The sequence below is a fragment of the Corynebacterium singulare genome (genome assembly GCF_000833575.1).
Taxonomy (GTDB): Bacteria; Actinomycetota; Actinomycetes; order Mycobacteriales; family Mycobacteriaceae; genus Corynebacterium; species Corynebacterium singulare.
In genome coordinates, this window is the sequence record NZ_CP010827.1 from 2197642 (window position 1) to 2219489 (window position 21848).

The window sequence follows — 21848 nt, forward strand, 5'->3', positions numbered from 1 at the left end:
CTGGGGATTAGGCGTTGAGCTTGCGGTAATCAAAGACGGTGTCGATAAGACCGTACTCCACTGCCTCCTGGGCGGTGAGGATCTTGTCACGGTCGGTATCGAGGCGGACCTGCTCTGCGGTCTTACCGGTGTGCTCAGCCAAGGTCTGCTCCATAAGACGGCGCATACGCTCGATCTCGTTAGCCTCGATCTCAAGGTCCGAGACCTGGCCTTGGGTGCCCTGCGTGCGCGGCTGGTGAATCAGCACGCGAGAGTTCGGAAGGGCAGCACGCTTGCCCGGAGCACCAGCGGCCAGCAACACTGCCGCAGCCGAGGCCGCCTGGCCCAGGCACACGGTCTGCACGTCCGGGCGAACGTAGCGCATGGTGTCATAGATGGCCATGAGGGCGGTGAAAGAACCACCCGGGGAATTGATGTACATCGTGATGTCGCGGTCCGGGTCCTGAGACTCCAGAACCAGCAGCTGCGCCATGATGTCGTTGGCGGAGGTGTCATCAACCTGGGTGCCCAGGAAGATGATGCGCTCCTCAAACAACTTGGAGTACGGGTTGGTGGTCTTGGATCCCTGCGCGTTCTGCTCAATAAACTCCGGCAGAACGTAGCGGGAAGAAGGCATCTGAAGGTTAGACATTGTAATAAGGCTCCTTGTTCCCTAGTTGCTGATAGGACCGTTGACGGACTCGATGACGTGGTCGACGATTCCATACTCCTTGGCCTGCTGGGCGGTGAACCAGCGGTCACGGTCAGAGTCCTTGGTGATCTGCTCGAAGGTCTGGCCGGTGTGCTCAGCGATGAGCTCAGCCATCTCACGCTTGGTCTGCGCGAACTGCTCAGCCTGGATGGCGATGTCAGCTGCGGTACCACCGACACCAGCGGAAGGCTGGTGCATCATGATGCGCGCGTGCGGCAGAGCGTAGCGCTTGCCCTTGGTGCCGCCGGAGAGAAGGAACTGACCCATGGAGGCAGCCAGGCCCATGCCATACGTAGCCACATCGCACGGCGAGTACTTCATCGTGTCGTAGATGGCCATGCCCGCAGTGACAGAGCCACCCGGCGAATTGATATAAAGCGAAATGTCGCGAGTGGGGTCCTCGGCAGACAGCAGGAGGATCTGGGCGCAAAGCTTGTTCGCAATCTCATCATCGACCTGGGTTCCCAGGAAGATAATGCGCTCGCGCAACAGCCGCTCGTACACGCTATCGCTCAGATTCATACCCGTAGACGACGAGTTCATTGAAATCTTCTCAGACATTAGTGGTTCTCCTTCAAGTGAAGAATGCTTTAACTGGCCCCACCTTACCGGCATTCCTCTCAAACATGGCCTCTGTTCGCTATGAGCGTTGGGGCACAGCGCCAAAGGCACATACGGAAGCTGGGTTAACATTTACTCATGTCTGTTTCTGAGCTGTCCACCAGTACCCAGAACTATTTGAAAGCTATCTGGGGGCTAAAGGAATGGTCATCCGAGCCCGTTACCGCCACACTTATAGCGAAACAGCTGGGACTCAAGCTCTCCTCGGTTTCCGATGCAGTGCGCAAAATGGCGAAGCAAGGGCTCGTGTCACACACGCCCTATGGCTCTGTGGAGTTAACCGAACTTGGCAGGCAGTACGCATTGGTCATGGTGCGCCGTCACCGATTGCTTGAGTCTTTTTTGGTTCAAGCATTGGGCTACACCTGGGACGAAGTCCATGATGAAGCCGAAAATCTCGAACACGCGGTGTCTGACATGCTCATAGAACGTGTGGATAAGTTCCTTGATTACCCCACTAGGGATCCGCACGGCGATCCTATCCCTACGGTTGACGGACAGATCACAATCCCCAGTGCGCATCGCCTCACCGACAGCGGTGCACAATCGCAGGTGACCGTGGAACGCATTTCTGATTCCGACCCACAACTGCTGAAGTTCCTTGAAGAGCGCGGCATTGTCACTGGGGCTGTTCTTAGCACGCGCGAGGGAGCGCCCTTTTCAGATTCTCTCGAAATACAGGTGGCCGGCAGCACTCAGTGGGTAGTACTTGGACGCCCAGCTACCGACGCAGTGTTTGTAGCACACCACAACCTTTAGACCTTCCCCTTTGCATTAATCCTGCTCTCACCTGCCCTTTTCAAAACTACGTTAGACCGTAGTTGCAACTACGGCATTGCGTAGTTAGTCTTTTCGAATATCACCTATCCCACTTATGGCTAAGGCCAGGATGAGCAGGATTGCCATGTCAGACTCACCAGATTTGGTGTACTTTTCCAGCGTTTCAGAAAACACGAAAAGATTCGTCGAACGCTTAGATAGACCCGCGGTGCGCATTCCACTGCGCCCCAAGAAAACCGGGATGATCCAGGTATCACACCCGTACGTACTCATCGTTCCCACCTACGGCGGCGGCTCGCTCAAACGCGCAGTCCCCAAACAGGTCATCGACTTCCTCAATGACCCAATCAACCGCTCCTTTATCCGGGGCGTTATTACCTCAGGGAATACCAACTTCGGAAGTGCTTACTGCGTCGCCGGACGCATCATTTCCGCCAAGTGCCACGTACCGGAGCTGTATCACTTCGAGCTTCTCGGCACCCAGAGAGACATTGCCGCCGTAAAGCAGGGCCTTCAAAAGTTTTGGGAGCAGCAAAAGCAGCTAACGATGACACCCCATTAATCCCCCACAAGATGAAGAACACATCCGCATCACACAGATTGGAAAACACAATGTGGCCTCTCGATGCCACCCCCACACAGACTAATGGCGCTACGCCCCGCACCGCTTCAGCAGACAATGCCGGCGGTGTCGGCAAGCGCAAGAGCTACCACGCACTCAACGCGCAGCTGAACTTGTTCGACGCTTCTGGAAAAATCCAGTTTGACAAGGACATTCAGGCAGCACAAGACTATGTCACGCACCATGTCGCTCCCCGCATGCATCAGTTCGATTCCACCAAGCAACGCTTGGAATGGTTGGTTGATAATGAGTACTACGAGCGGGATTTCCTTGAGCTTTATGATGACGCCTTTCTGTGCGCCATGTATGACAGAGCTCATCGAGCTAAGCACCAGTTCCGCACCTTCCTCGGCGCATTTAAGTTCTTCACTTCATATGCACTGAAAACCTTTGATGGCTCCCGATTCCTAGAAGGCTACGAAGAACGCGTCGCCACCACAGCTTTATACCTTGCGCAGGGCGACGAAGAGCTCGCAGAAAAGCTGGTGGATGACATCATGACCGGACGCTTCCAGCCCGCCACCCCTACTTTTCTCAACGCAGGCAAAGCCCAGCGCGGCGAAATGGTCTCCTGCTTCCTCCTGCGAATCGAAGACAATTTGGAGAGCATTGGCCGCTGCGTGAACTCTGCACTGCAACTATCAAAGCGCGGTGGTGGAGTGGCCCTGTTGCTGAGCAATCTGCGCGAATCCGGAGCCCCGATCAAAAAGATTGAGAACCAGGCTTCCGGCGTAGTCCCAGTCATGAAGATTCTCGAAGATAGCTTCAGCTATGCCAACCAATTGGGCGCCCGGCAGGGCGCTGGAGCCGTCTACCTGCATGCGCACCATCCAGATATTCTTCGCTTCCTGGATACCAAGCGGGAAAATGCCGATGAGAAAGTCCGCATCAAGACTCTTTCGCTGGGGGTTGTTATTCCAGATATAACCTTCCGGCTGGCCAAAGAGAACAAGGATATGCATCTTTTTAGCCCGTATGACATCGCTCGCGAGTACGGCGTAGCCATGTCTGACATGTCCATCACCGAGTACTACGACGAGCTGGTTGCCAATCCGCGAATCTCTCACACGACCATTAAGGCCCGCGAGTTTTTCACCACGCTGGCTGAGCTTCAGTTTGAATCCGGATACCCCTACATCCTCTTTGAAGATACGGTCAACCGCGCTAATCCCCTCAAAGGACATATCAATATGTCCAACCTGTGTAGCGAAATCCTCCAGGTCAACACGCCATCGACCTACGGAGCTTCGGGTGACTACACCACCGTTGGCCAGGATATTTCCTGCAATCTAGGTTCGCTTAACATTGCGAAGGCTTTTGAATCGCCGGACTTCGGGGAGACCGTCGAAACCGCAGTGCGTGCCCTCACGAAGGTGTCAGACCTGACGAATATCGAAGCTGTTCCCTCCATCGCTCACGGAAATGCTTCCATGCATGCCATTGGTCTGGGCCAAATGAATCTCCACGGCTTTCTTGCTTCACAGCGTATTCCTTATGGCTGCGCCGAGGCACTGGACTTTACAAATATCTATTTCCTCACGGTGACCTACCATGCGCTCCGCGCATCCCATGCACTCGCGGTTGAAAAAGGTCAACGATTCACAGGCTTTGAAGAATCCACCTATGCCACTGGCGCCTACTTTGACAAATACATCGACCAAGACTGGGCGCCAGCCACTGAACACGTAAAACAGCTCTTCCATGAAGCAGGCGTGCAGATTCCTCAACGCGAGGATTGGCTACGGCTCAAGAATCAAGTGATGCGCGACGGCATCTACAACGCCTACTTGCAGGCAGTTCCACCCACTGGATCAATTTCCTACATCAATGACTCCACCGCGTCCATCCACCCAATTGCCTCCAAAATTGAAATACGCAAGGAGGGCCGCTTGGGGCGCGTGTACTACCCCGCGCCGGAAATGACCAACGACAACCTGGAGTATTTCGATGACTCCTACGCCGTGGGATACGAAAAAATCATCGACACCTACGCCATGGCCACCCAACACGTGGACCAAGGGCTTTCCCTGACCTTGTTCTTTACCGCTGATACCACCACGCGGGACATCAACAAGGCACAAATCTATGCCTGGAAAGCCGGAATCAAGACCCTCTACTACATCCGTTTACGCCAATCCGCGCTCCAAGGAACCGAGGTCGAAGGCTGCGTCTCCTGTGCTTTGTAGGAGCACGGTCCTCCCCCTTGTCCACAACCATTCACTCAGAAAGAAAGAAGCTATGTCTTCAACATCGAATAGTGCTGAACTAACTAGCATTTCAGTTACTCCGCCGAGCTACCGGCATGATCCTTCAGCCCGCATCCGCGCCATCAATTGGAACCGCGTGAGCGATGACAAGGATCTTGAAGTGTGGAACCGTCTCACCGCCAACTTTTGGTTGCCAGAGAAGGTCCCGCTTTCTAATGATCTCCCGGCGTGGCAGAAGATGACACCCGAGGAACGCAACCTCACCATGCGGGTGTTCACGGGACTCACCACCCTGGATACTGTCCAGGCCACCGTGGGTGAAATCTGTCAGATTCAAGATGCCCGCACCGAACACGAGGAGGCCGTGTATACCAATATCGCCTTCATGCAGTCAGTCCATGCCCGTTCATACTCTTCAGTGTTTTCTACCCTGAGCAGTACAAAGGAAATTGATGAAGCATACCGCTGGGCGGTGAATAACGACCTTCTCCAGGCACGCGCCAAGAAAGTGCTCGCGCACTATTTTGGGCCGGATCCACTCAAACGCAAGGTGTCATCGACGCTGCTTTCCTCGCTGCTTCTCTACGCGGGTTTCTATCTTCCCTTGCACTTTTCTGTCCACGCCACCCTGACAAATACGGCAGACATGATTCGCCTCATTCTGCGTGACAAGGCAGTGCACGGCTACTACTCGGGTTACAAATATCAGCGCGGTCTGGAATCCACGACCCCGCTACGGCAGAAGGAGATGCATGATTTCACCATTTCTTTGCTCGAAGAGCTTTATGCACTAGAGCTGGACTATTCCGGCGAGCTATATGAGCCTTTGGGACTCATGGATGATGTAGCCGTGTTCGTTCGCTATAACGCCAATAAGGCACTCATGAATTTGGGCTACCCGGATTATTTCCCGCCCGAAGAAACGGAAGTGAACCCAGAAATCCTCGCGGCCCTAGCCCCCGGAGCAGATGAGAACCATGACTTCTTCTCCGGATCTGGTTCCTCCTATGTCATTGGTACTGCTGAAGAAACGAGTGATGATGACTGGGATTTCTAAACCTTTTCCGCGACCAGACCAAGGAAGCTGGCTTGAGACCATCGCGCTTTTTGAAGCCATCCGCGAAGGAAACCAACCCGCAGCCATGCGGCTGTTGAATACATCCGCCGCACGAGAGGCCGTCCTCGGGGGGCTTCTAGGACTCATCGAACTGTACTTCCGCCATGAAGAAGGAGACAAAGTAGATGGCTTCCTCACCGCCGCCCACGCTGCCGGCCCACCACCGGCCTTTGGCTGCAAGCCTTTTCTCCCTTGACCACGTCTCCCTACACCCAACTAAGAAAGAAGGTTTACCATGACCACCCCACGTATCAGCGTTATCGTCGGCAGCCTGCGCCGAGAGTCATTTGCACGCAAGATTGCACACGAGGTGCTCACGATGATCCCTGAAGGCTACGAGGCAAACATCGTGGAAATCCGTGACTTGCCGCTCTATGACTTCGACTACGATGACCCCGCCGTCACGGACAAGCCCACTCCGGCTGAGTACACCACCTTTCGCGAGACCATCAAGAACTCGAGCGGGATCCTCTTCATTACGCCAGAGAACAACCGCACTATCCCTGCCTGTCTCAAAAACGCAGTGGACATCGGCTCTAAGCCCAACTCAGATGTGGCGTGGAAGAACCTTCCCGCAGGTATCATTAGCCACTCTGTAGGCCGCATGGGCGGCTACAGTTCACAGAAGAACCTTCGCCTCGCCCTGTCCTACTTCGATATGCCGCTCCCTGGTCAGCCCGAAGTATTTCTGGGCCAATCCCCCACCCTTTTCGAAGAGTCCGGACATCTCAATCAACGTACCGCAGACTTTGTCAAGGATTACGTTATGCGCTTCCTGCAGTTGACCGACGAGGCCTTTAGAGCCAAGAACGGCTAGCGGTATCCCCAGCCAACACACATCACGCCCTCTACGAAGTACTCAAAGACTCCTAGAGGGCGTTCACAATGACACAAACCCCGGATTCAGGCTCATCCTTGAGTTACCTGAATCCGGGGTTTCATGCGCGCTCGCCACCACACATGTGGCAGCAGCGCGTTACAAGCGGGAGATTACTTCTCCTCGGAAGCTTCTGCAGCGTCCTCTTCTTCGATTTCACCGAAGTACTGGTCAACGTCAACCTTGTTGCCCTCTTCATCGGTGACCTCGGCGCGGCAGATAGCCATAGCCAGGGCCTTGCCGCGGCGAACATCGGAGAACAGGTTGCCCAGCTGGTTGCTGGACTGCAGCTGCTGGATGAACTGGTTCGGATCCATGCCGTAGGACTGGGCGGTGAACAAGATGTGGTCGGTCAGCTCCTGCTGGGACACCTCCGGCTCCTCAACCTCAGCCAGGGAGTCGAGGAAGAGCTGGGTACGCACGGACTCTTCAGCGGACTTGCGGGCCTCAGCGTCGAACTCCTCACGGGTGGTGCCCTGCGCCTCGAGCAGCTGTGCCAGAGCCTTCTCGTCGTGAGCCATCTGGCCCATGACCTGGTGCAGCTGAGCGTGGACCTGCTCATCAACGATGGAGGTCGGCAGCTCGAAGGACACCTCATCGAGAGCGGCCTTCAGGACCTCATCGCGAATGTTGGCAGCCTGCTCGGACTTCTTGGTCTCCTCGACGCGAGTCTTGGTGTTCTCGCGCAGCTCGTCCATGGTGTCGAACTCGGACGCCATCTGAGCAAACTCGTCATCGAGCTCCGGCAGCTTGCGCTCCTTGGTCTGCTGGACGTGGACCTTGACGGTGGCCTCGTCGCCCTCGTGCTCACCGGACTGGATGGTGGTGGTGAACTCGTTGTCCTCGTCGGTCTTCATGCCGCGCAGAGCGGTGTCGAGGCCCTTGATGAGGTTGTCATCACCGATGCGGTAGGTCATGCCCTCGTGGGATGCTTCCTCCAGCTTGGTGCCGTCAACCTCGGTGGTGATGTCGATGACAGCGAAGTCACCGGTCTTCATCTTGCGCTTGGTGTCCTTGAGCTCACCGAAGCGCTCAGCAAGATCCTCGAGCGCCTTGTCGACGTCCTCATCGGAGATCTCGAGGGCCGGAACCTTTACAGCAATCTTGGAGAAGTCCGGAACCTCAAACTCCGGACGAACGTCTACCTCAGCGGTGAACTCGACGAAGTCGTTGTCCTCCAGCTTGGCGATGTCAATTTCCGGCTGACCGATAACCTTGAGTTCATTTTCCTCAACGGCCTGCTCGTAGCGGGAGGGCAGCATGTCGTTGACAACCTGCTCGAGGATGGGGCCGCGGCCGAAGCGGGCGTCGATAAGCTGGCGCGGCGCCTTGCCCTTACGGAAACCAGGGATGGAAACCTGCTGCGCGATCGCCGCGTAGGCCTGTGCAATTTCCTTGTCCAGCTCAGCGAACGGAACGTTGACGGTGAGCTTGACGCGGGTATCGCTCAGCTTGTCTACGGTGGTCTTCACGAGAAACTCTCCTGATTGTGAATCGTCTAAAAATGTAGTTAAGGGGCCTGGATGTATGTCCAGGCCCCCATACGTCGGGGCGACAGGATTTGAACCTGCGACCCCCTGCTCCCAAAGCAGGTGCGCTACCAAGCTGCGCCACGCCCCGTATGGTCGGCCTCTACGTTCGCCACGGCCCTGTGATGCAGGGCCCTGCCGCGCGTAGCTGCGCTTCATACTGGAGGCTAGTGTACCGATAGGCAATAACCTATCCCAACATAGGCCCCGGTTTAACCTCGTTCCAGCAGTTCAGCGCTAGTTTTCTTGAGCTAGAAATCGAAGTCAAAGTCAAACATACCACCATCTCCGCCGTCACCACCGAAGAGACCATCAAAGAGACCACCGTCGTCGCCGCCGGCATCCCCCATGTCGCTGCCAGCGTCCGCCATGTCTCCGCCGGCATCCGCGCCGCCGGCATCGACGCCGCCCCAGTCGCCACTTTCGGCCGCCGCTGCGGAGTAGCCCACGCCTGCCATACCGGCGAACATGGCGTTGAACATCATGGAGTAGCCCACCATCCACACGCCGGTGGTCAGCGCGTCAGCCCACCACGGGCGCGAGTACCAGCCGGCCGGAACCGGGCGTCCAGCAACGACACCGCCTGGGTAGTAGTTCGGAGTCTGCGCCGAGGCGCTTGGCGACGCCGTCAGCGTCTCCCCATTTGCCTCCACCGTCCGAGTCTCCGTCACCTTGCCTGCCTGGCGCTGGCCTTCCAGCGGTGGCAGCTCGGGGCCCGGATCCATGCCCATGATTTCGCGCGCGGCCGCCACATAGTACAGGCCTTCCAGCGCGGATTCGCGTGCCAGATGCGCCTGTTTTGCGGTAGTGGCCTGAGAAATCGCGGAGTTTGCGGCAGTAAAGCGCTCCGATGCATCCGCCATAGCTTGCTGAGAGGCAGTATCCGTTCCGCTTACGTTCATCACCTGGCCGCCGAGGCGCTCAGTCCAGCGGCGCGCATCCGCTATGGCGTCCTCAAAGCGCTGGGATTCTCGCAGCTCCTGCTGTTTCTTTCCGTTTCGCGAGGACAGGAACCAGGCACCGCCACCGGCGACGATGATTAGGAGCAACAAGGGGCTCACGTGTGCATCACTTCCATCACAAAATAGAGTTGTAGTCTCACCCACGTTAACGTCTCAGCCCCAGCTCTAGTTCCCGTTTTCGCATACTGGCGGGTGTGCGCTAAAGTAGACCGCACGCCGATTCATGCGCCTAGCGCGCAGAGGTTTCGGGGTTGTGGGAATGTCGTATAGTGGCTAATACCTCAGCCTTCCAAGCTGAAGACGCGGGTTCGATTCCCGTCATTCCCTCCAAGTGTCATTCCCTCCAAGAAAAAGCCGCACCGATCACCTAGTCTAGGTAGCCGGTGCGGCTTTAATCGATTTCATTCGCATGCGACTGGTCGCCCGTCTGGATGACCGCGTGGTGTGAATTTACTCCATCCGGTGTGTCAATGGAGGTGGTGCTAAAACGAAGAAACTCCCCAACGCTTCTCAAAAAAGGGAGCCGAAGCTACGCTTCTAGTTCTTGCCCCCTTTACGGCGTTGAAAGAAAAAGAACACGATTCCTACTATTACCAATAGAATAATTAGTGGCAATAGCTCAATTATGCCGAAGCTCATTTTCCCTCCTATGGTTTCATCTCAATACACGCCCAGGGAGAAGTTTCCCCGTTTATGGTGTACCTACCACAAACATCCGTGTTCGCCTTAAAGGTGTCATTGTTCAAATCGAACGAAATATAGTGGCCCGGAATATTAAACTGTGGGGGAATGGTGCAGTTTGGCGAGTTTCCATGACGTTCTTGGTGATGCCCTTGCGCATCCGTCCACTGAATGTCAAAAGAACCATTGCAGACGTTCGGGGGCCAAGGAGATTTTGGATCAAAATAGCCACGCCACCCTACCTGCGCGTAATTTGCATGTAAGCCGGTTCCGTTGACGTAGATAAATGCCCGGGAACCCACAATGCCCCCAGGGCCCGGCGTCTCCCCTAACGCGCTGTAATTTCCAAAACTGTCACCGGAAGGCACTTCCGCATACCGTCCATCAGTGCCGCTTTGCTCCCCCTTTGGGACATAACGATAGCTTTCGGGAGTTACGGAAGCTACATCACCCGCTGACGCCAAGGCAGGAAATTCGGCAGCACAGATAGCACTTACAGAAAAAGTCACCGCCGACAAAAGTGCGACCGTTAACGCTTTAGACCTCAAGATAGTTCTCTCCTTATCGTCGAACGCATCAAGCAACGTTTACTTGATACTAATTTGCAATAGTAGCCGGGCGATCTAGCTCTCACTGCAAAACATTAAAAAATATTGATGCGCACCCCTATATAGGTGGTGCGCATCACAAAGCCCACCACCCTTCCAGTATCTATCGGGTCCCGTCCTGCGAATTAGACACACTTTTGCCTATTACCTCTGATTCTCTACTTCTGCACGGATGACCAAGCCCTGCGTAGAGTGGGCCGCATGACTGTACCCAATATCGAACTCAACGACGGCAACGCTATCCCCCAGCTCGGCTACGGTGTCTTCAAGGTTGACCCCGAGAAGACCGAAGAGCTGGTTGCGGAGGCACTGAAGGTGGGCTACCGGCACATCGATACCGCCGCCATCTACGGCAACGAGGAAGGTGTAGGCCGCGCGATTGCCAACTCCGGCATCCCGCGCGAGGAGCTGTTCATCACCACGAAGCTATGGAATGACCGCCAGACCGATGCGGCAGCAGCCCTCGACGAATCTCTAGAGAAGCTCGGCCTCGACTACGTGGATCTCTACCTCATCCACTGGCCGTGCCCAGAAAATGACACCTACGTGGAGGCGTGGAAGCAGCTCATCGAGTTGAAGAAGGCTGGCAAGACTAAGTCCATTGGTGTTTCCAACTTCGAACTTGAGCACCTAGAAAAGCTGGAAACCCAAACAGATGAAACCCCCGTGGTTAACCAGGTGGAGCTGCACCCCTACCTGCAGCGTTGGCGCGAGCTCGACGCCTTCCGCGCTCACAAGGTGAAGATCGAGGCGTGGGGCCCGCTGGGCCAGGGCAAGACCGACCTATTTGAGCTGCCGGAAATCACCGATCCCGCCGAGAAGTACGGCGTCTCCCCCGCTCAGGTGATTATCCGCTGGCACCTGCAAAATGACGTCATCGTGTTCCCGAAGTCCGAAAACCCGGATCGCATTGCGCAAAACTTCGACGTTTTCGGCTTCGAGCTTGATGAATCCGAGATGGCTGCCATCACCGATCTCGACCTCGGGGAAGAGGGCCGCGGCGGCAGCCACCCCAAGGAAATGAACTACTAAGCCTCCGGCAGCTCCGGCGGAATGTTGGTGCGCTCGTACTCGGCAAGAATGTCGATGCGGCGCTGGTGGCGCTCGGCGCGGGACCACTCCTGATCCAGGAAGGCATCCACAATCGCCAGCGCCTCCTCCTCGGAGTGCATGCGGCCACCAATGCCGATGAGCTGAGCATTATTGTGCTCGCGGGCTAGACGGGCGGTCTCGGGGGACCAGGCCAGGGCACAGCGCGCGCCCTTCACCTTGTTCGCGGCGATCTGCTCGCCGTTTCCGGAGCCGCCGAGCACGATGCCGAGAGATCCCGGATCGTTGACGGTCCGCAGGGCGGCCTCGATGCAGAATGCCGGGTAGTCATCCTCGGCGTCATACTCGTGGGCTCCGCAGTCAATGACGTCGTGGCCCTGCTTCTTCAGGTGTTCGGCAATGACGTTCTTCGTCTCGAACCCTGCGTGGTCTGCTCCTAAATAAACGCGCATGGCCCACATCCTACCGGTCGGCGAACACACCCGCCGACCCGTTTTAGCAATAACTCAAAATTGATATGGTGGGGCACGTCTACTCCCAAGGAAGGACCCCACTATGTCCATGAACACTCGTGTTTGTGTCCTTTACGTCGGCGCAATCCTTGTCGGCGCCGGTTTGTTCGCCGCAGGTTTCTTCACGGAACGCGGCTTCCTCCGGGCCCTGGTCATGGCGGTCGTGATGACCGTGGCTCACCTCGGGGTGGGCGCTTGGTGGATAGCCCAGAAGCCACACCGTGCGGCTGGGATCACCGCTGGTGTGCTGGCACTCCTCGCAGGCGCTTCATGGGCTACGTGGGTAGCCGCCGAGTGGGAGGAATACCAGGCGCAGAGCTATCTGCCCATCATCAACATCGCGGGACTTCCTGCTTTCGTGCTCACCCCCATCGTCCTCGGCTGCGTCATCGCGGCGGCAATGCGCAACCGCACACGTTAAACCTGAGGAGCTTCGGTGCGGGAGCGCTTGAGCTCGAAGAAGTACGGGAACTGGGCGAGGCGCACGGAGGCGTCGAAAAGCTCGCCGGCTTCCTCGCCGGTGGGAACACGGGTGATGACTGGGCCGAAGAAAGCGGTGTCACCGAACTTCACCACTGGGGTACCCACTTCATCGCCGACCTCGGAGATGCCACGGTTGTGGAACTCGCTAAGCTTCTCATCCATCTCCTCGGTGTTGGCTACGGAGGCGAAGTCGGCGGGGAGGGAGGCGTCGCCAAGCGCCTGCTTGATGATGTCGTCGTAGGCGCCGTAACCCTTCTTGCCACCCTGGCCTTCGGTGTGGATGCGGGTGCCCATCGCGGTGTAGAAGGCGTCAAGCTTCTCCGGGGCTTCCACGGCAATCTTGGCCGCCACGCGCGCCGGGCCCCAGTTCGCCTCCATCATCTTCATGTACTCCGGATCGAGGTCACGGCCCTTGTTGAGCACAGACAAGGACATCGGCTCAAAGGTCACCTCAATATCGCGAACCTTCTCCACTTCCTTAATCCAACGCGAGGTCAGCCACGCGAAGGGACAGGAGCAGTCGAACCAGAACGTGACGGATTGAGCCATAGTAAATCTCCTTTGCTTGTACGGTCTGTGGCACCCCACTCTAGGCGCGTGACTACGCTGGTGCAGAGACTTAAACCATCGACAAACGGGAGTAACCTTTATGACCTCGATCAACCTCACCCGCGAGGAAGCCCAGCAACGCTCGGCCATGCTGGAGGTAGAGCACTACGACGTTGCCCTCGACCTCACCGAAGAGGAGTTTTTCACCTCCACCACCGTTGTTAAGTTCCGCGCTACGAAGGCGGGCTCGACGTTTATTGACCTGCGCGGTGATGAGCTCCTCGAGGTTCGCCTCAACGGTGCTCCCCTGCCCACCAACGCTTATGACCCGACCTACGGTGTCCCGCTATCGGGCTTGCAGGTCGCGGACTATGAGCTCAAGGTCGTGGCGAAAATTCGCTACTCCCGCACCGGCGAGGGCCTGCACCGCTTCGTCGACCCGGTCGACGGTGAGACTTACCTTTACACCCAGTTTGAAACTGCCGATGCCAAGCGCGTCTTTGCCTGCTTTGACCAGCCGGATCTGAAGGCCACCTACTCATTGTCCTTCGACATCCCGGAGCACTGGACGGTGATCACCAACTCCCCCATCACGCGTGAGGGCAACACCGTGTTCGCTACGGTGGACTACCCGCTTTCTACCTACCTGATTGCACTGTGCGCGGGCCCTTACGTCGGCGTGACGGACACGTGGACCGGCACGCTAGCGGAGCACCCGGAGGGCTCGCCCGCACAAACCGTTGAAGTACCGCTGGGGATTTACTGCCGCCCGTCGCTGCTGGACTCCCTCGACGCCGAGCGCATCTTCACAGAAACCAAGCAGGGCTTTGATTTCTACCACCGCAATTTCGGCTTTGCCTACCCCTTTGGCAAGTATGACCAAATTTTCGTGCCGGAGTTTAACGCTGGCGCCATGGAAAACGCCGGCTGCGTGACTATCCGCGATGAGTACGTGTTTACGTCCAAGGCTTCGCACTACAAGTACGAGCGCCGCGCGGACACCATCCTCCACGAGCTGGCCCACATGTGGTTCGGTGACCTGGTGACCATGCAGTGGTGGGATGACCTGTGGCTTAACGAGTCCTTCGCCACCTGGTCCGCCGCCATTTCCCAGGCGGAGGAGACCCAGTACGATACCGCGTGGGTAACCTTCGCCAACGTCGAGAAGGCCCGGGCCTACCAGCAGGACCAGCTGCCCACCACGCACCCGATTTCCACGGATGCATCTGATATTGAGACCGTGGAGCAGAACTTCGACGGCATCACTTACGCCAAGGGTGCGTCGGTACTTAAGCAGCTGCAGGCCTATGTGGGCCGCGAGAACTTCTTCGCCGGGGTTCGCCGCCACTTCCAGGAGCACCAGTGGTCGAATGCCACCTTTGGGGATTTGCTACGCCATCTGGAGGAGGCCTCTGGGCGCGATCTGTCCTTCTGGGCGCAGCAGTGGCTCAAGACCACGGGAGTGAACACGCTCAGCGTGGCGTTGGAGACGGACGAGTCCGGGGCCATCACCCAAGCCCACCTCACCCAGTCGGGCGATACTCTGCGCACACACCGCGTCGCTATTGGCGTCTACGCCCTCCAGGGTGAGAAGGTGGTGCGTACCGACCGCATCGAGATGGATATCGACGGCGCCGCCACCGAGATTCCGGAGCTTGTGGGCCGCGCGCTTTGCGACGTCCCCTTCGTTTTTCCCAACGACGATGACCTGACCTACTGCCTCATCGATCTGGATGCGGGTTCCCTGCAGTTCCTACTGGAGAATGTTGAGAAGTTCGAAGATCCTATGGCCCGCACCCTGTGCTGGTCCACCGCATGGGAAATGACCCGTGCGGGATCCATGCGCGCCCGCGACTTCGTGGCGCTCGTTGCCCGCGGTGCGGAGGCTGAGACTGAGCTCGCGGTCCTGGAGCGCATCCTCTCCCAGGCCGCCACCGCCCAGTCCACCTATGCCGATCCGGAGTGGGCGAAGGAGGACACGCAGCTTGCTCGCGCTCTCCTGGCAGGCGCCCACACTGACGATGCGGAGAGTTCCATCGTCTTCACCCAGGCGCTCGCCGGCATTAAGCTTCACGACGCCTCCCGCGCCTTCTTCCAGGAGCTCCTTAAGACCTCTTCGGATGCGGGCCTGCGCTGGAAGGCACTCACCGCGCTCATCGCCGATGGCTCGCTTGCCGACGTCACCGGCCCCGAGCACGCCGGCGCCGCCATGACAGCTGTAGCCGAGGAGCTTCAGCGCGATAACACCGCGACGGGCTACCAGGCTTCGCTCAAGGCGCTGGCTGCGGTGAACACCGAGGACAACAAGCGCGCGGTATGGGACGAAATCGTCGCTGGTGAGTTGGGTAACCGCGACTTGGAATCGAAACTAGCCGGCCTGACCTTTGTCGGCTCCGACGAACTCCTGCCGAGCGCGGAATTCTTCGATGTAGCGGAGAAGATCTGGTCCGCACAGTCCAACGAGATTGCCCTGACCACGGTGACTGGGCTGTTCCCGCGCTGGGATGTCAGCCAGGAGACCCTCGACCGCGCCGATGAGTTCCTCTCCCGCGACCTACCGGGCGGCCTGCGCCGCGCCGTGATGGAGCAGCGCGACCGCACCGCCCGCGCCCTGCGCAACCGCGCCGTCGACCGCGGCTAAGCATGTTCACCCCGCAACCAGGAACTTTCTTCCTCCGGTTGCGGGGTTGCGGGTGCTGTTTTAGTCTCTGTGTCCATGGGGGATATTGAGACCTACATCCACCTTCGCAATTCGGGGATTGCGCTCGTGGAGAATGCATCCAGCTCACCCGACGAGCTCCGCGCGCTCGGCGCCGACGCGTCTGACGCCGCAGAACTAGCCCACCTGCACCGCACCTACTTCGGCCCCACCCGCTTTAGCGGCAAACAACGCAAAGCCCGCACCGCCGCCCAAACCCAGAAACACAGCCTAGCCACCCTCTCCCTGATTGAGTCCTACACCGCCAAAGTCAAAAAAGACCTCGACGCCTGGAACCTCCGCATCAAACTCGCCGGCACACCCGCACACAAAATCCGCGAAGTAGCCACCACACGCCTCAAAGAACTGCGCCGCAAACGCACACCCAAACCCGGTGTCAGGTTCACCTACCGCTCCACCGGCCCGAACTCCATGACGATCACCGATGACGCCACCGTCATCGCCGATATCCGCGGCACCCTCGAATCCGTCAACAAACACAACCTCCTCGACGCTGCACGCACCGTCATCGTCACCGGCGGTGTGGGCACTAAACCCGCCGTGCATGCCCAAGTCGTAGTGACATTGGACGAATTCGATCGCATCATCAACGGCGACGGTGACGAGATTGAGTTACAGCTGACGAATGGTGCGCGCATGACCGGGGCAGAATTCCTGTCCTATAAATTCGCCTCCATCGGGTATGCCACCATCGTCCACCCCGTGGAAGGACCCATTAACTCCTACCGCACCGAACGCAGTGCCAGCTGGAAACAACGCCTCACCCTCTGTGCTGAAACCCAAACCTGCTCCAGGCCCGGCTGTAACAAACCCGCTGATTACTGCCAGGTTCACCACATCATCCCCTGGCAGGCCGGCGGCTACACCAACATCAAGAATCTGACCTTCCTGTGCGCCTACCACAACGGCATTAACGACGATGACCCACAAAGACCTACCGGGCGCGGCTACATGTACCGGCTTAATACCGGAGTGTCCTTCATCCCGCCCTGGGGTGCACCGATCACCGCAATGCCGGAATACCAAGAGGCAGTAGCTAGACTCAACGCCGAAAAAGCTGCCGCAAAGACACCGGCCACAACACAAGCCCCCGGCCCACCATCCAGACAAAGCGATACGACACCAGCTCAGCCACCAGAACAACCACCTCCCGACGGCAGCTGACCAGCCACCACACTGCAAGCGCAGAAATCGCTTCCATCGCCTGCACCAAAGGCGCACCCGATAGAAGAACCCGTCAACCACACAGCGTTGACGGGAATATCGGCGATCCTTAAAAGAATTTACCCCCAACTAGAGCAAAGTTGACGGGACACCTTGGTGATCCCCGACCATGCTCCAATCGCTACCGCCGAGAGGCAACGACAGCGTGATTCCTAAGCTCTTAAAGAGCGAAACCCGCCAACCGGATAGTGGTTAGCGGGTTGCCCATCGTGCGCATCCACATTGCCAGCGGGCATGATCGTATGGCAGCCCATGCTGGTGCGCAGACTCATACTGTCTAATCGAGGGTCGGTGTGGGATCCTCGCCAATAACGACCTCCACCGTGGCTGCATCAGGGCGCAGGGTCTCTTCCAGCTGAGCGGCAACGACGCCACCCTCTGCCTTGATGGTTCGGGTTATGCGCAAGACCGGCTGGTTGCGCCCAACGGCCAGGGCTTTCTGCTCCTCCGTGCGGGCGGTGGCAGCCACGAGGGAATCGCGTTTAAACACTGGTGCCAGACCGAGGTCTGTTAACAGCTCGGTCAGCGGCTTCTGGACGTCCTCTTCCGTGAGGCTCGGTGCCAAGGCCTGTGGGATAAGGAGCGTGGAGGCCATGATGGGCGAGCCCGCCGAAACCTGCACCGTGCGGCACTCCCACACGGAATCACCCTCCTCAATGTCAAAGGTGGAAGCAAGGTGTCCGGGCGCATCAATGAACGTCAGCGACAGCACCCGAACTTCCACATCGAGGCCATGCTCACGCAATTGGTCGAGGGCGCTGCGCCCGCTCGTCAGGCTCAGTGCCGGCGGAGTGGCGCGCACAAACGTGCCACCAGCGCGCCCGCGTTTGCGATCGATAAGTCCTTCAATCTGCACGATGTCCAATGCGTGGCGCACGGTCATGCGCGCAACCTTATATTCTTGGACCAGCTCCCTCTCCGTGGGGAAACGGTCACCGGGCTGCAGCTCACCGGATTCAATCTTGCTCCGCAGCGAATCCGCGATCACCAAATAGGCGGGGCGGCGGCGTTGAGAGTTTGACACGCCTCACAACTGTACAGCGCCCCGCAGTTTTCGCATCTCGAGAGCGAAAGCTACTTCCGCTGGTTCAGCTCGATGCGCGGGCGCACGCGAATCTCGGTGAGCTGAGTCGTTGGGCCAGCATCGACGGTGGCACGGATGGCCTTCGCCACCTCCACCGGGGCGATGACATGCTCCGGGTTGTAATCCTGCAAGCCCTGCAACATCGGGGTATCCGTCGGCCCCGGCGCGACGGTGGACACGCGGATACCAAGTTCGCCGAGACGGAGACCATCAGCAAGTGCGTACAGAGCGTGCTTCGTCGCAGCATAGATGACGTTGTCGCCATAAGAGTGGATGCCGGCACCGGAGTTGATGAACACCGCAAGGCCTTCCGCTGCACGCAGTGCAGGCAGAAGCAGGCGGGTCAGCTCCGCCGGAACGTGGACGTTGAGGTCCATCTGTCCGCGCCAATCCTCCGGGCGAGCGCTCTCCACCGACTGCTTCTCGGCCCGCGCGGCGGCGTGAACGAGCACATCGACGCGGTCCAGGTCGGCGAGCTCTCCGGGAAGCGCTGCCTCGTCGAGAAGCGCCAGCAAATCGATGCTCACCGGCACGATGTTCTCTGCCTCCGGCAGGTCCGCAGCGCTACGGCCCAAGGCAAAGACGCGGTGATCACGCGCAAGGTCCTTGATAATTTCCGCACCCATGCCACCGGTAGCCCCGGTGACGACAGCAGTCTTCAACATTATTTTTCTCCTTCAGTTAACGGAAACGCTTCGGCACATCGGGCTCGCCCAGCGTCAGCATAAGGCGGTTGGCCCAGTTGAAAAACGCGGAGGAGTTGATGACGTCAATAATCGCCAGGGTATCGAAACCCGCCTCACGGAGACCTTCCACGTGGGAGGCAGCGAAAGTGAAAGGCGAGGAAGTCAGGGCCAGGGCGGCGTCACGGATGGCGGACCACTGTTCCGTGCCCAGGTCAGCGTCTACGCCTTCCTCAAGCAGGCGGTCGATCGCCGCAGCGTCACCGCCTTCCTCCTTAGAGCGCTGCTGGTGCACCGAGGCGCAGTACTCGCAGCCGTTGAAGCGGGAGACCACGGTGGCGGCAAGCTCGCGCTCAGCGCGGCCGAGGCCGCCGTCGGTGTTGTAGAAGATATCCAGGTCAGTCTTCGTGCGCGCCTTGAGCGCAGCCGGGTCGCGAGCCAGCAGGCGGAAGTACTCCATGTCGATGCGCTCGGGCTTGATGAGGGCGTCGCGCTGCGCGTCCGTGAACTCCTCCTTCGGCTGCGGTGGCACCCACGGTTTCCACCCCAGGGAGTGGGCCACGAAGCGCTGCGGCTTGACGACGTCCGGCGCCAACGTCCCCTCCCCCGGTTCCCACTCTGGGGTCTGGGTGGGGCGCGGCGCCTCAGTCACGGCTGCGGGCTGCGCGGTGCCGGCCAGAACGGCCAGGCCGTGGGCCACGCGCAACTGGAAGGACAGAAAGCTCACGAGCTGGCCCAGCGTCACAATGTCATCATTGGACCAGCCAGCCGCCTGCAGGTGGCCGATCGCTGCTGGGGAGGCGTCCTTGGGGTGGAAGGACAATAGGTGGGCGAAGTCGAGAGCGGCGGCTAGGCGCGGGGAGCCATTGAAAAGCGTGAAGCCTCCACCGGAGTACGGGCCAGTGGTGATACCGCGCTCGACCGCGCGGGCAACCTCGGCGGCAAGCTCCTCGGATTCCTCCTCGAGCAAGTCGGAGTAGAAAGACTGTGCACGCGGTACCTGGTAAACGCCTGCCACGAAGGTAGCGATGGCGTAGCGCTCTGCGTAGCTGAAGGTGCCGGACTCCGCTGGTTCGAGGAGCGCGGCGAAGGAGGCCTGCGCGTTGTCTTTGGCTTCCGGGCGGCGCTCGCGCAGTTGGGACACGTCGCCGGCGTCGGCCAACAGGTCAATGATGTCTGCCATGAGTAATCCTTTCTTTTTGCACCCAGGCTACAGGCCCAGGTTGAGGTCGCCGGCGCGGTAGCGCGAGCCGGGGATAGCCTCGATGAGCTGGCGGGTAAAGGGCGACTGCGGGTTGCTGAAGACCTCCGCAGTGGGCCCGGATTCGACTTGCTTGCCGTGGGAGAGAACGGAGACGGTGTCGGAAATCTGGTTGACCACGGCCAGGTCATGGGAGATGAAAATGTAGGTCAGGCCGAGTTCTTCCTGTAGCTTTCCGAGGAGGCGCAGGATCTGTGCCTGCACGGTGACGTCGAGGGCGGAGACAGCCTCGTCGAGGATGACCAGTTCTGGTTCCACGATCATGGCGCGGGCAATAGCCACGCGCTGGCGCTGGCCGCCGGAGAGCTCGCTCGGGCGGCGGTCGTAGAAGTCAGGGTTAAGCGCGACGAGTTCCAAGAACTCCTGAGCCTTAGCCTTTGCTGCGCTTGCACGCGCCCCCTTCAAGTTCCGCAAAGGCTCCGCCACCGTCTGCCCAATCGACTGCTTCGGGTCCAAAGAACCGTAAGGGTTCTGGTACACGAGTTGGATGTTGTTGCGCTCGGCGCGCAGCTGTTTTCCACGCAGGCCCACGATCTCGCGGCCACCGACGGTGATGGACCCTTCGGTCGGGGTGTTGAACATGGCGATGCTGCGCCCGGTCGTGGTCTTGCCGGAGCCGGACTCGCCCACCAGCGCGTGGGTCGACCCCTTGGCAACGGTGAAGGAGATGTCATCAACGGCAGTGAAATCACCAAAACGCTGGGTGAGGCCTTCGACGCGCACGAGCGCCTCGCGGTCGCCGAGGGCGGCGCGGGCGCTGACCGTGCCTACGTCTGCGAGGGTGAGGGAGGGGGCGTCGGCAAGCAGGCGCTTGGTGTAGTCGTGGTGTGGGTTGGTAAGCACCGTGGCGGCAAGACCCTCTTCGCGCAGCTGACCGGCCTCCATAACGACAACGCGGTCGGCGCGGTCACCGGCCACCGCGAGGTCGTGGGTGATGAAGAGGATGCCCATGCCGAGCTCGGCGCGCATGTCATCGAGGAGGTCGAGGATGATTTTCTGCACGGTGACGTCGAGGGCGGAGGTCGGTTCATCAGCGATGATGAGGTCCGGTTCCAACGCCACTGCAGCGGCGATGAGCACGCGCTGCTTCATGCCGCCGGAGAGCTCATGCGGGTACTGCTGGTAGCGGCGTTCAGGGTCGTCGATGCCGACGCGCTCAAGCAGCTCCAATGCGCGGGCCTTGCGCTCGGCGGCGCTGCCCACGTGGTGGATGGTGAGCCCCTCTTCCACCGAGGCACCGATGGTCTTCAGTGGGTTGAGGGAGTTGTTCGGGTCCTGCGGGATGAGCCCGATGCGTCGACCACGCAGCTCCCGCCACTCGCGGCGGCTCAGCGAGGTGATGTCGCGGCCGTCGAAGGTGATGGTGCCCGCGTCGATGGTGGCGTTCGACGGGAGCAGGCCGATGGCGGCCATGGCGGAGGTGGTCTTGCCGGAGCCGGACTCACCAACGATAGCGGTCATTTGCCCCGGGTGGACCTCCACGTTGACGCCCTGGACGGCGGGAACATCGCCCTTCGCGGTGGTGTAGGAGACGTTGAGGTCCTGCACGGTGAGCAGGGGCTGTGCTGAGTTCTTGGGATCAGACATT

21 protein-coding genes and 2 tRNA genes are annotated in these 21848 nt (G+C 59.0%); 11 read left to right on the plus strand and 12 right to left on the minus strand.

Annotation, left to right across the window (positions count from 1 at the left end; genetic code table 11):
• Window positions 1-7: 7 nt before the first annotated feature.
• Window positions 8-631 (minus strand): ATP-dependent Clp protease proteolytic subunit, encoded by a 624-nt coding sequence (locus tag CSING_RS10175; RefSeq protein ID WP_042531993.1) that lies wholly within the window; start codon window positions 629-631, stop codon window positions 8-10.
• A 21-nt stretch (window positions 632-652) separates the two neighbouring features.
• On the minus strand, window positions 653-1252 hold the full coding sequence (locus tag CSING_RS10180) for an ATP-dependent Clp protease proteolytic subunit (RefSeq protein WP_042531994.1): 600 nt from the start codon (window positions 1250-1252) through the stop codon (window positions 653-655).
• A 138-nt stretch (window positions 1253-1390) separates the two neighbouring features.
• On the opposite strand from CSING_RS10180, the gene CSING_RS10185 reads away from it, so the two are divergent.
• The 6 genes from CSING_RS10185 to CSING_RS10205 all read left to right on the plus strand — a co-directional run bounded on the left by CSING_RS10185 (window position 1391) and on the right by CSING_RS10205 (window position 6855).
• The gene (locus CSING_RS10185; protein WP_042531996.1) at window positions 1391-2071 is read left to right on the plus strand and encodes a metal-dependent transcriptional regulator; all 681 of its coding nucleotides are present in this window, start codon (window positions 1391-1393) and stop codon (window positions 2069-2071) included.
• Window positions 2072-2186: 115 nt separating this feature from the next.
• Window positions 2187-2654 (plus strand): class Ib ribonucleoside-diphosphate reductase assembly flavoprotein NrdI, encoded by a 468-nt coding sequence (nrdI, locus tag CSING_RS10190; protein ID WP_039676421.1) that lies wholly within the window; start codon window positions 2187-2189, stop codon window positions 2652-2654.
• Window positions 2655-2704: 50 nt separating this feature from the next.
• Window positions 2705-4900, plus strand: coding sequence for a class 1b ribonucleoside-diphosphate reductase subunit alpha (nrdE, locus tag CSING_RS10195; RefSeq protein ID WP_042531998.1), 2196 nt, complete (start codon window positions 2705-2707; stop codon window positions 4898-4900).
• A gap of 52 nt (window positions 4901-4952) precedes the next feature.
• A complete protein-coding gene (gene nrdF, locus CSING_RS10200) occupies window positions 4953-5978 on the plus strand; it encodes a class 1b ribonucleoside-diphosphate reductase subunit beta (RefSeq protein ID WP_023020918.1) in 1026 nt (341 codons plus the stop codon).
• Window positions 5979-6063: 85 nt separating this feature from the next.
• Window positions 6064-6234 carry a hypothetical protein gene (locus CSING_RS13860; RefSeq protein ID WP_005329175.1) on the plus strand — a complete coding sequence of 57 codons (171 nt, stop codon included), beginning with the start codon at window positions 6064-6066 and terminating at the stop codon, window positions 6232-6234.
• Window positions 6235-6273: 39 nt separating this feature from the next.
• Complete coding sequence (locus CSING_RS10205; RefSeq protein ID WP_005324045.1) at window positions 6274-6855, plus strand: NADPH-dependent FMN reductase; 582 nt, start codon at window positions 6274-6276, stop codon at window positions 6853-6855.
• Window positions 6856-7028: 173 nt separating this feature from the next.
• Here CSING_RS10205 and tig read toward each other — a convergent pair whose 3' ends face one another.
• The 3 genes from tig to CSING_RS10220 form a co-directional block, all read right to left on the minus strand.
• Window positions 7029-8387, minus strand: coding sequence for a trigger factor (gene tig, locus CSING_RS10210; protein ID WP_042532001.1), 1359 nt, complete (start codon window positions 8385-8387; stop codon window positions 7029-7031).
• Between the two features lie 74 nt (window positions 8388-8461).
• Window positions 8462-8535, minus strand: a tRNA-Pro gene (locus CSING_RS10215).
• 160 nt (window positions 8536-8695) lie between these two features.
• Window positions 8696-9505 (minus strand): hypothetical protein, encoded by an 810-nt coding sequence (locus CSING_RS10220; protein WP_042532003.1) that lies wholly within the window; start codon window positions 9503-9505, stop codon window positions 8696-8698.
• Between the two features lie 156 nt (window positions 9506-9661).
• On the opposite strand from CSING_RS10220, the gene CSING_RS10225 reads away from it, so the two are divergent.
• Window positions 9662-9736 (plus strand) — tRNA-Gly (locus CSING_RS10225).
• Between the two features lie 317 nt (window positions 9737-10053).
• Here CSING_RS10225 and CSING_RS13640 read toward each other — a convergent pair.
• Window positions 10054-10596, minus strand: coding sequence for a hypothetical protein (locus CSING_RS13640; protein WP_236683971.1), 543 nt, complete (start codon window positions 10594-10596; stop codon window positions 10054-10056).
• A gap of 300 nt (window positions 10597-10896) precedes the next feature.
• Here CSING_RS13640 and CSING_RS10230 point away from each other — a divergent pair, with 300 nt between their 5' ends.
• The gene (locus CSING_RS10230; RefSeq protein ID WP_042532004.1) at window positions 10897-11727 is read left to right on the plus strand and encodes an aldo/keto reductase; all 831 of its coding nucleotides are present in this window, start codon (window positions 10897-10899) and stop codon (window positions 11725-11727) included.
• On the opposite strand, the gene CSING_RS10235 is transcribed toward CSING_RS10230, so the two are convergent.
• Window positions 11724-12197 (minus strand): ribose-5-phosphate isomerase, encoded by a 474-nt coding sequence (locus CSING_RS10235; protein WP_010191143.1) that lies wholly within the window; start codon window positions 12195-12197, stop codon window positions 11724-11726. The two genes, CSING_RS10230 and CSING_RS10235, sit on opposite strands and share 4 nt — an antisense overlap.
• Before the next feature lie 109 nt (window positions 12198-12306).
• Between CSING_RS10235 and CSING_RS10240 the strand changes: the two genes are divergently transcribed.
• Window positions 12307-12678 (plus strand): hypothetical protein, encoded by a 372-nt coding sequence (locus CSING_RS10240; protein WP_042533408.1) that lies wholly within the window; start codon window positions 12307-12309, stop codon window positions 12676-12678.
• Here CSING_RS10240 and CSING_RS10245 read toward each other — a convergent pair.
• On the minus strand, window positions 12675-13289 hold the full coding sequence (locus CSING_RS10245; protein ID WP_042532006.1) for a mycothiol-dependent nitroreductase Rv2466c family protein: 615 nt from the start codon (window positions 13287-13289) through the stop codon (window positions 12675-12677). The two genes, CSING_RS10240 and CSING_RS10245, sit on opposite strands and share 4 nt — an antisense overlap.
• 100 nt (window positions 13290-13389) lie before the next feature.
• Here CSING_RS10245 and pepN point away from each other — a divergent pair, with 100 nt between their 5' ends.
• Both pepN and CSING_RS10255 read left to right on the plus strand, forming a co-directional pair.
• A complete protein-coding gene (pepN, locus tag CSING_RS10250) occupies window positions 13390-15930 on the plus strand; it encodes an aminopeptidase N (protein WP_042532010.1) in 2541 nt (846 codons plus the stop codon).
• Between the two features lie 75 nt (window positions 15931-16005).
• Window positions 16006-17172, plus strand: a complete 1167-nt coding sequence (locus tag CSING_RS10255) for an HNH endonuclease signature motif containing protein (RefSeq protein WP_042532011.1) — start codon at window positions 16006-16008, stop codon at window positions 17170-17172.
• A 337-nt stretch (window positions 17173-17509) separates the two neighbouring features.
• Here CSING_RS10255 and CSING_RS10260 read toward each other — a convergent pair whose 3' ends face one another.
• Genes CSING_RS10260 through CSING_RS10275 form a run of 4 tightly spaced genes read right to left on the minus strand, consistent with a single transcriptional unit; the run spans window position 17510 to window position 21847 of the window.
• Entirely contained in the window at window positions 17510-18256 is a 747-nt protein-coding gene (locus CSING_RS10260) for a GntR family transcriptional regulator (RefSeq protein ID WP_042532012.1), read from the minus strand.
• Window positions 18257-18306: 50 nt separating this feature from the next.
• Complete coding sequence (locus CSING_RS10265) at window positions 18307-18981, minus strand: SDR family oxidoreductase (RefSeq protein WP_042532013.1); 675 nt, start codon at window positions 18979-18981, stop codon at window positions 18307-18309.
• Between the two features lie 16 nt (window positions 18982-18997).
• On the minus strand, window positions 18998-20182 hold the full coding sequence (locus tag CSING_RS10270) for an alkylhydroperoxidase domain protein (RefSeq protein ID WP_042532016.1): 1185 nt from the start codon (window positions 20180-20182) through the stop codon (window positions 18998-19000).
• Window positions 20183-20209: 27 nt separating this feature from the next.
• Complete coding sequence (locus CSING_RS10275; RefSeq protein WP_042532018.1) at window positions 20210-21847, minus strand: dipeptide ABC transporter ATP-binding protein; 1638 nt, start codon at window positions 21845-21847, stop codon at window positions 20210-20212.
• Between the last annotated feature and the right edge of the window lies 1 nt (window position 21848).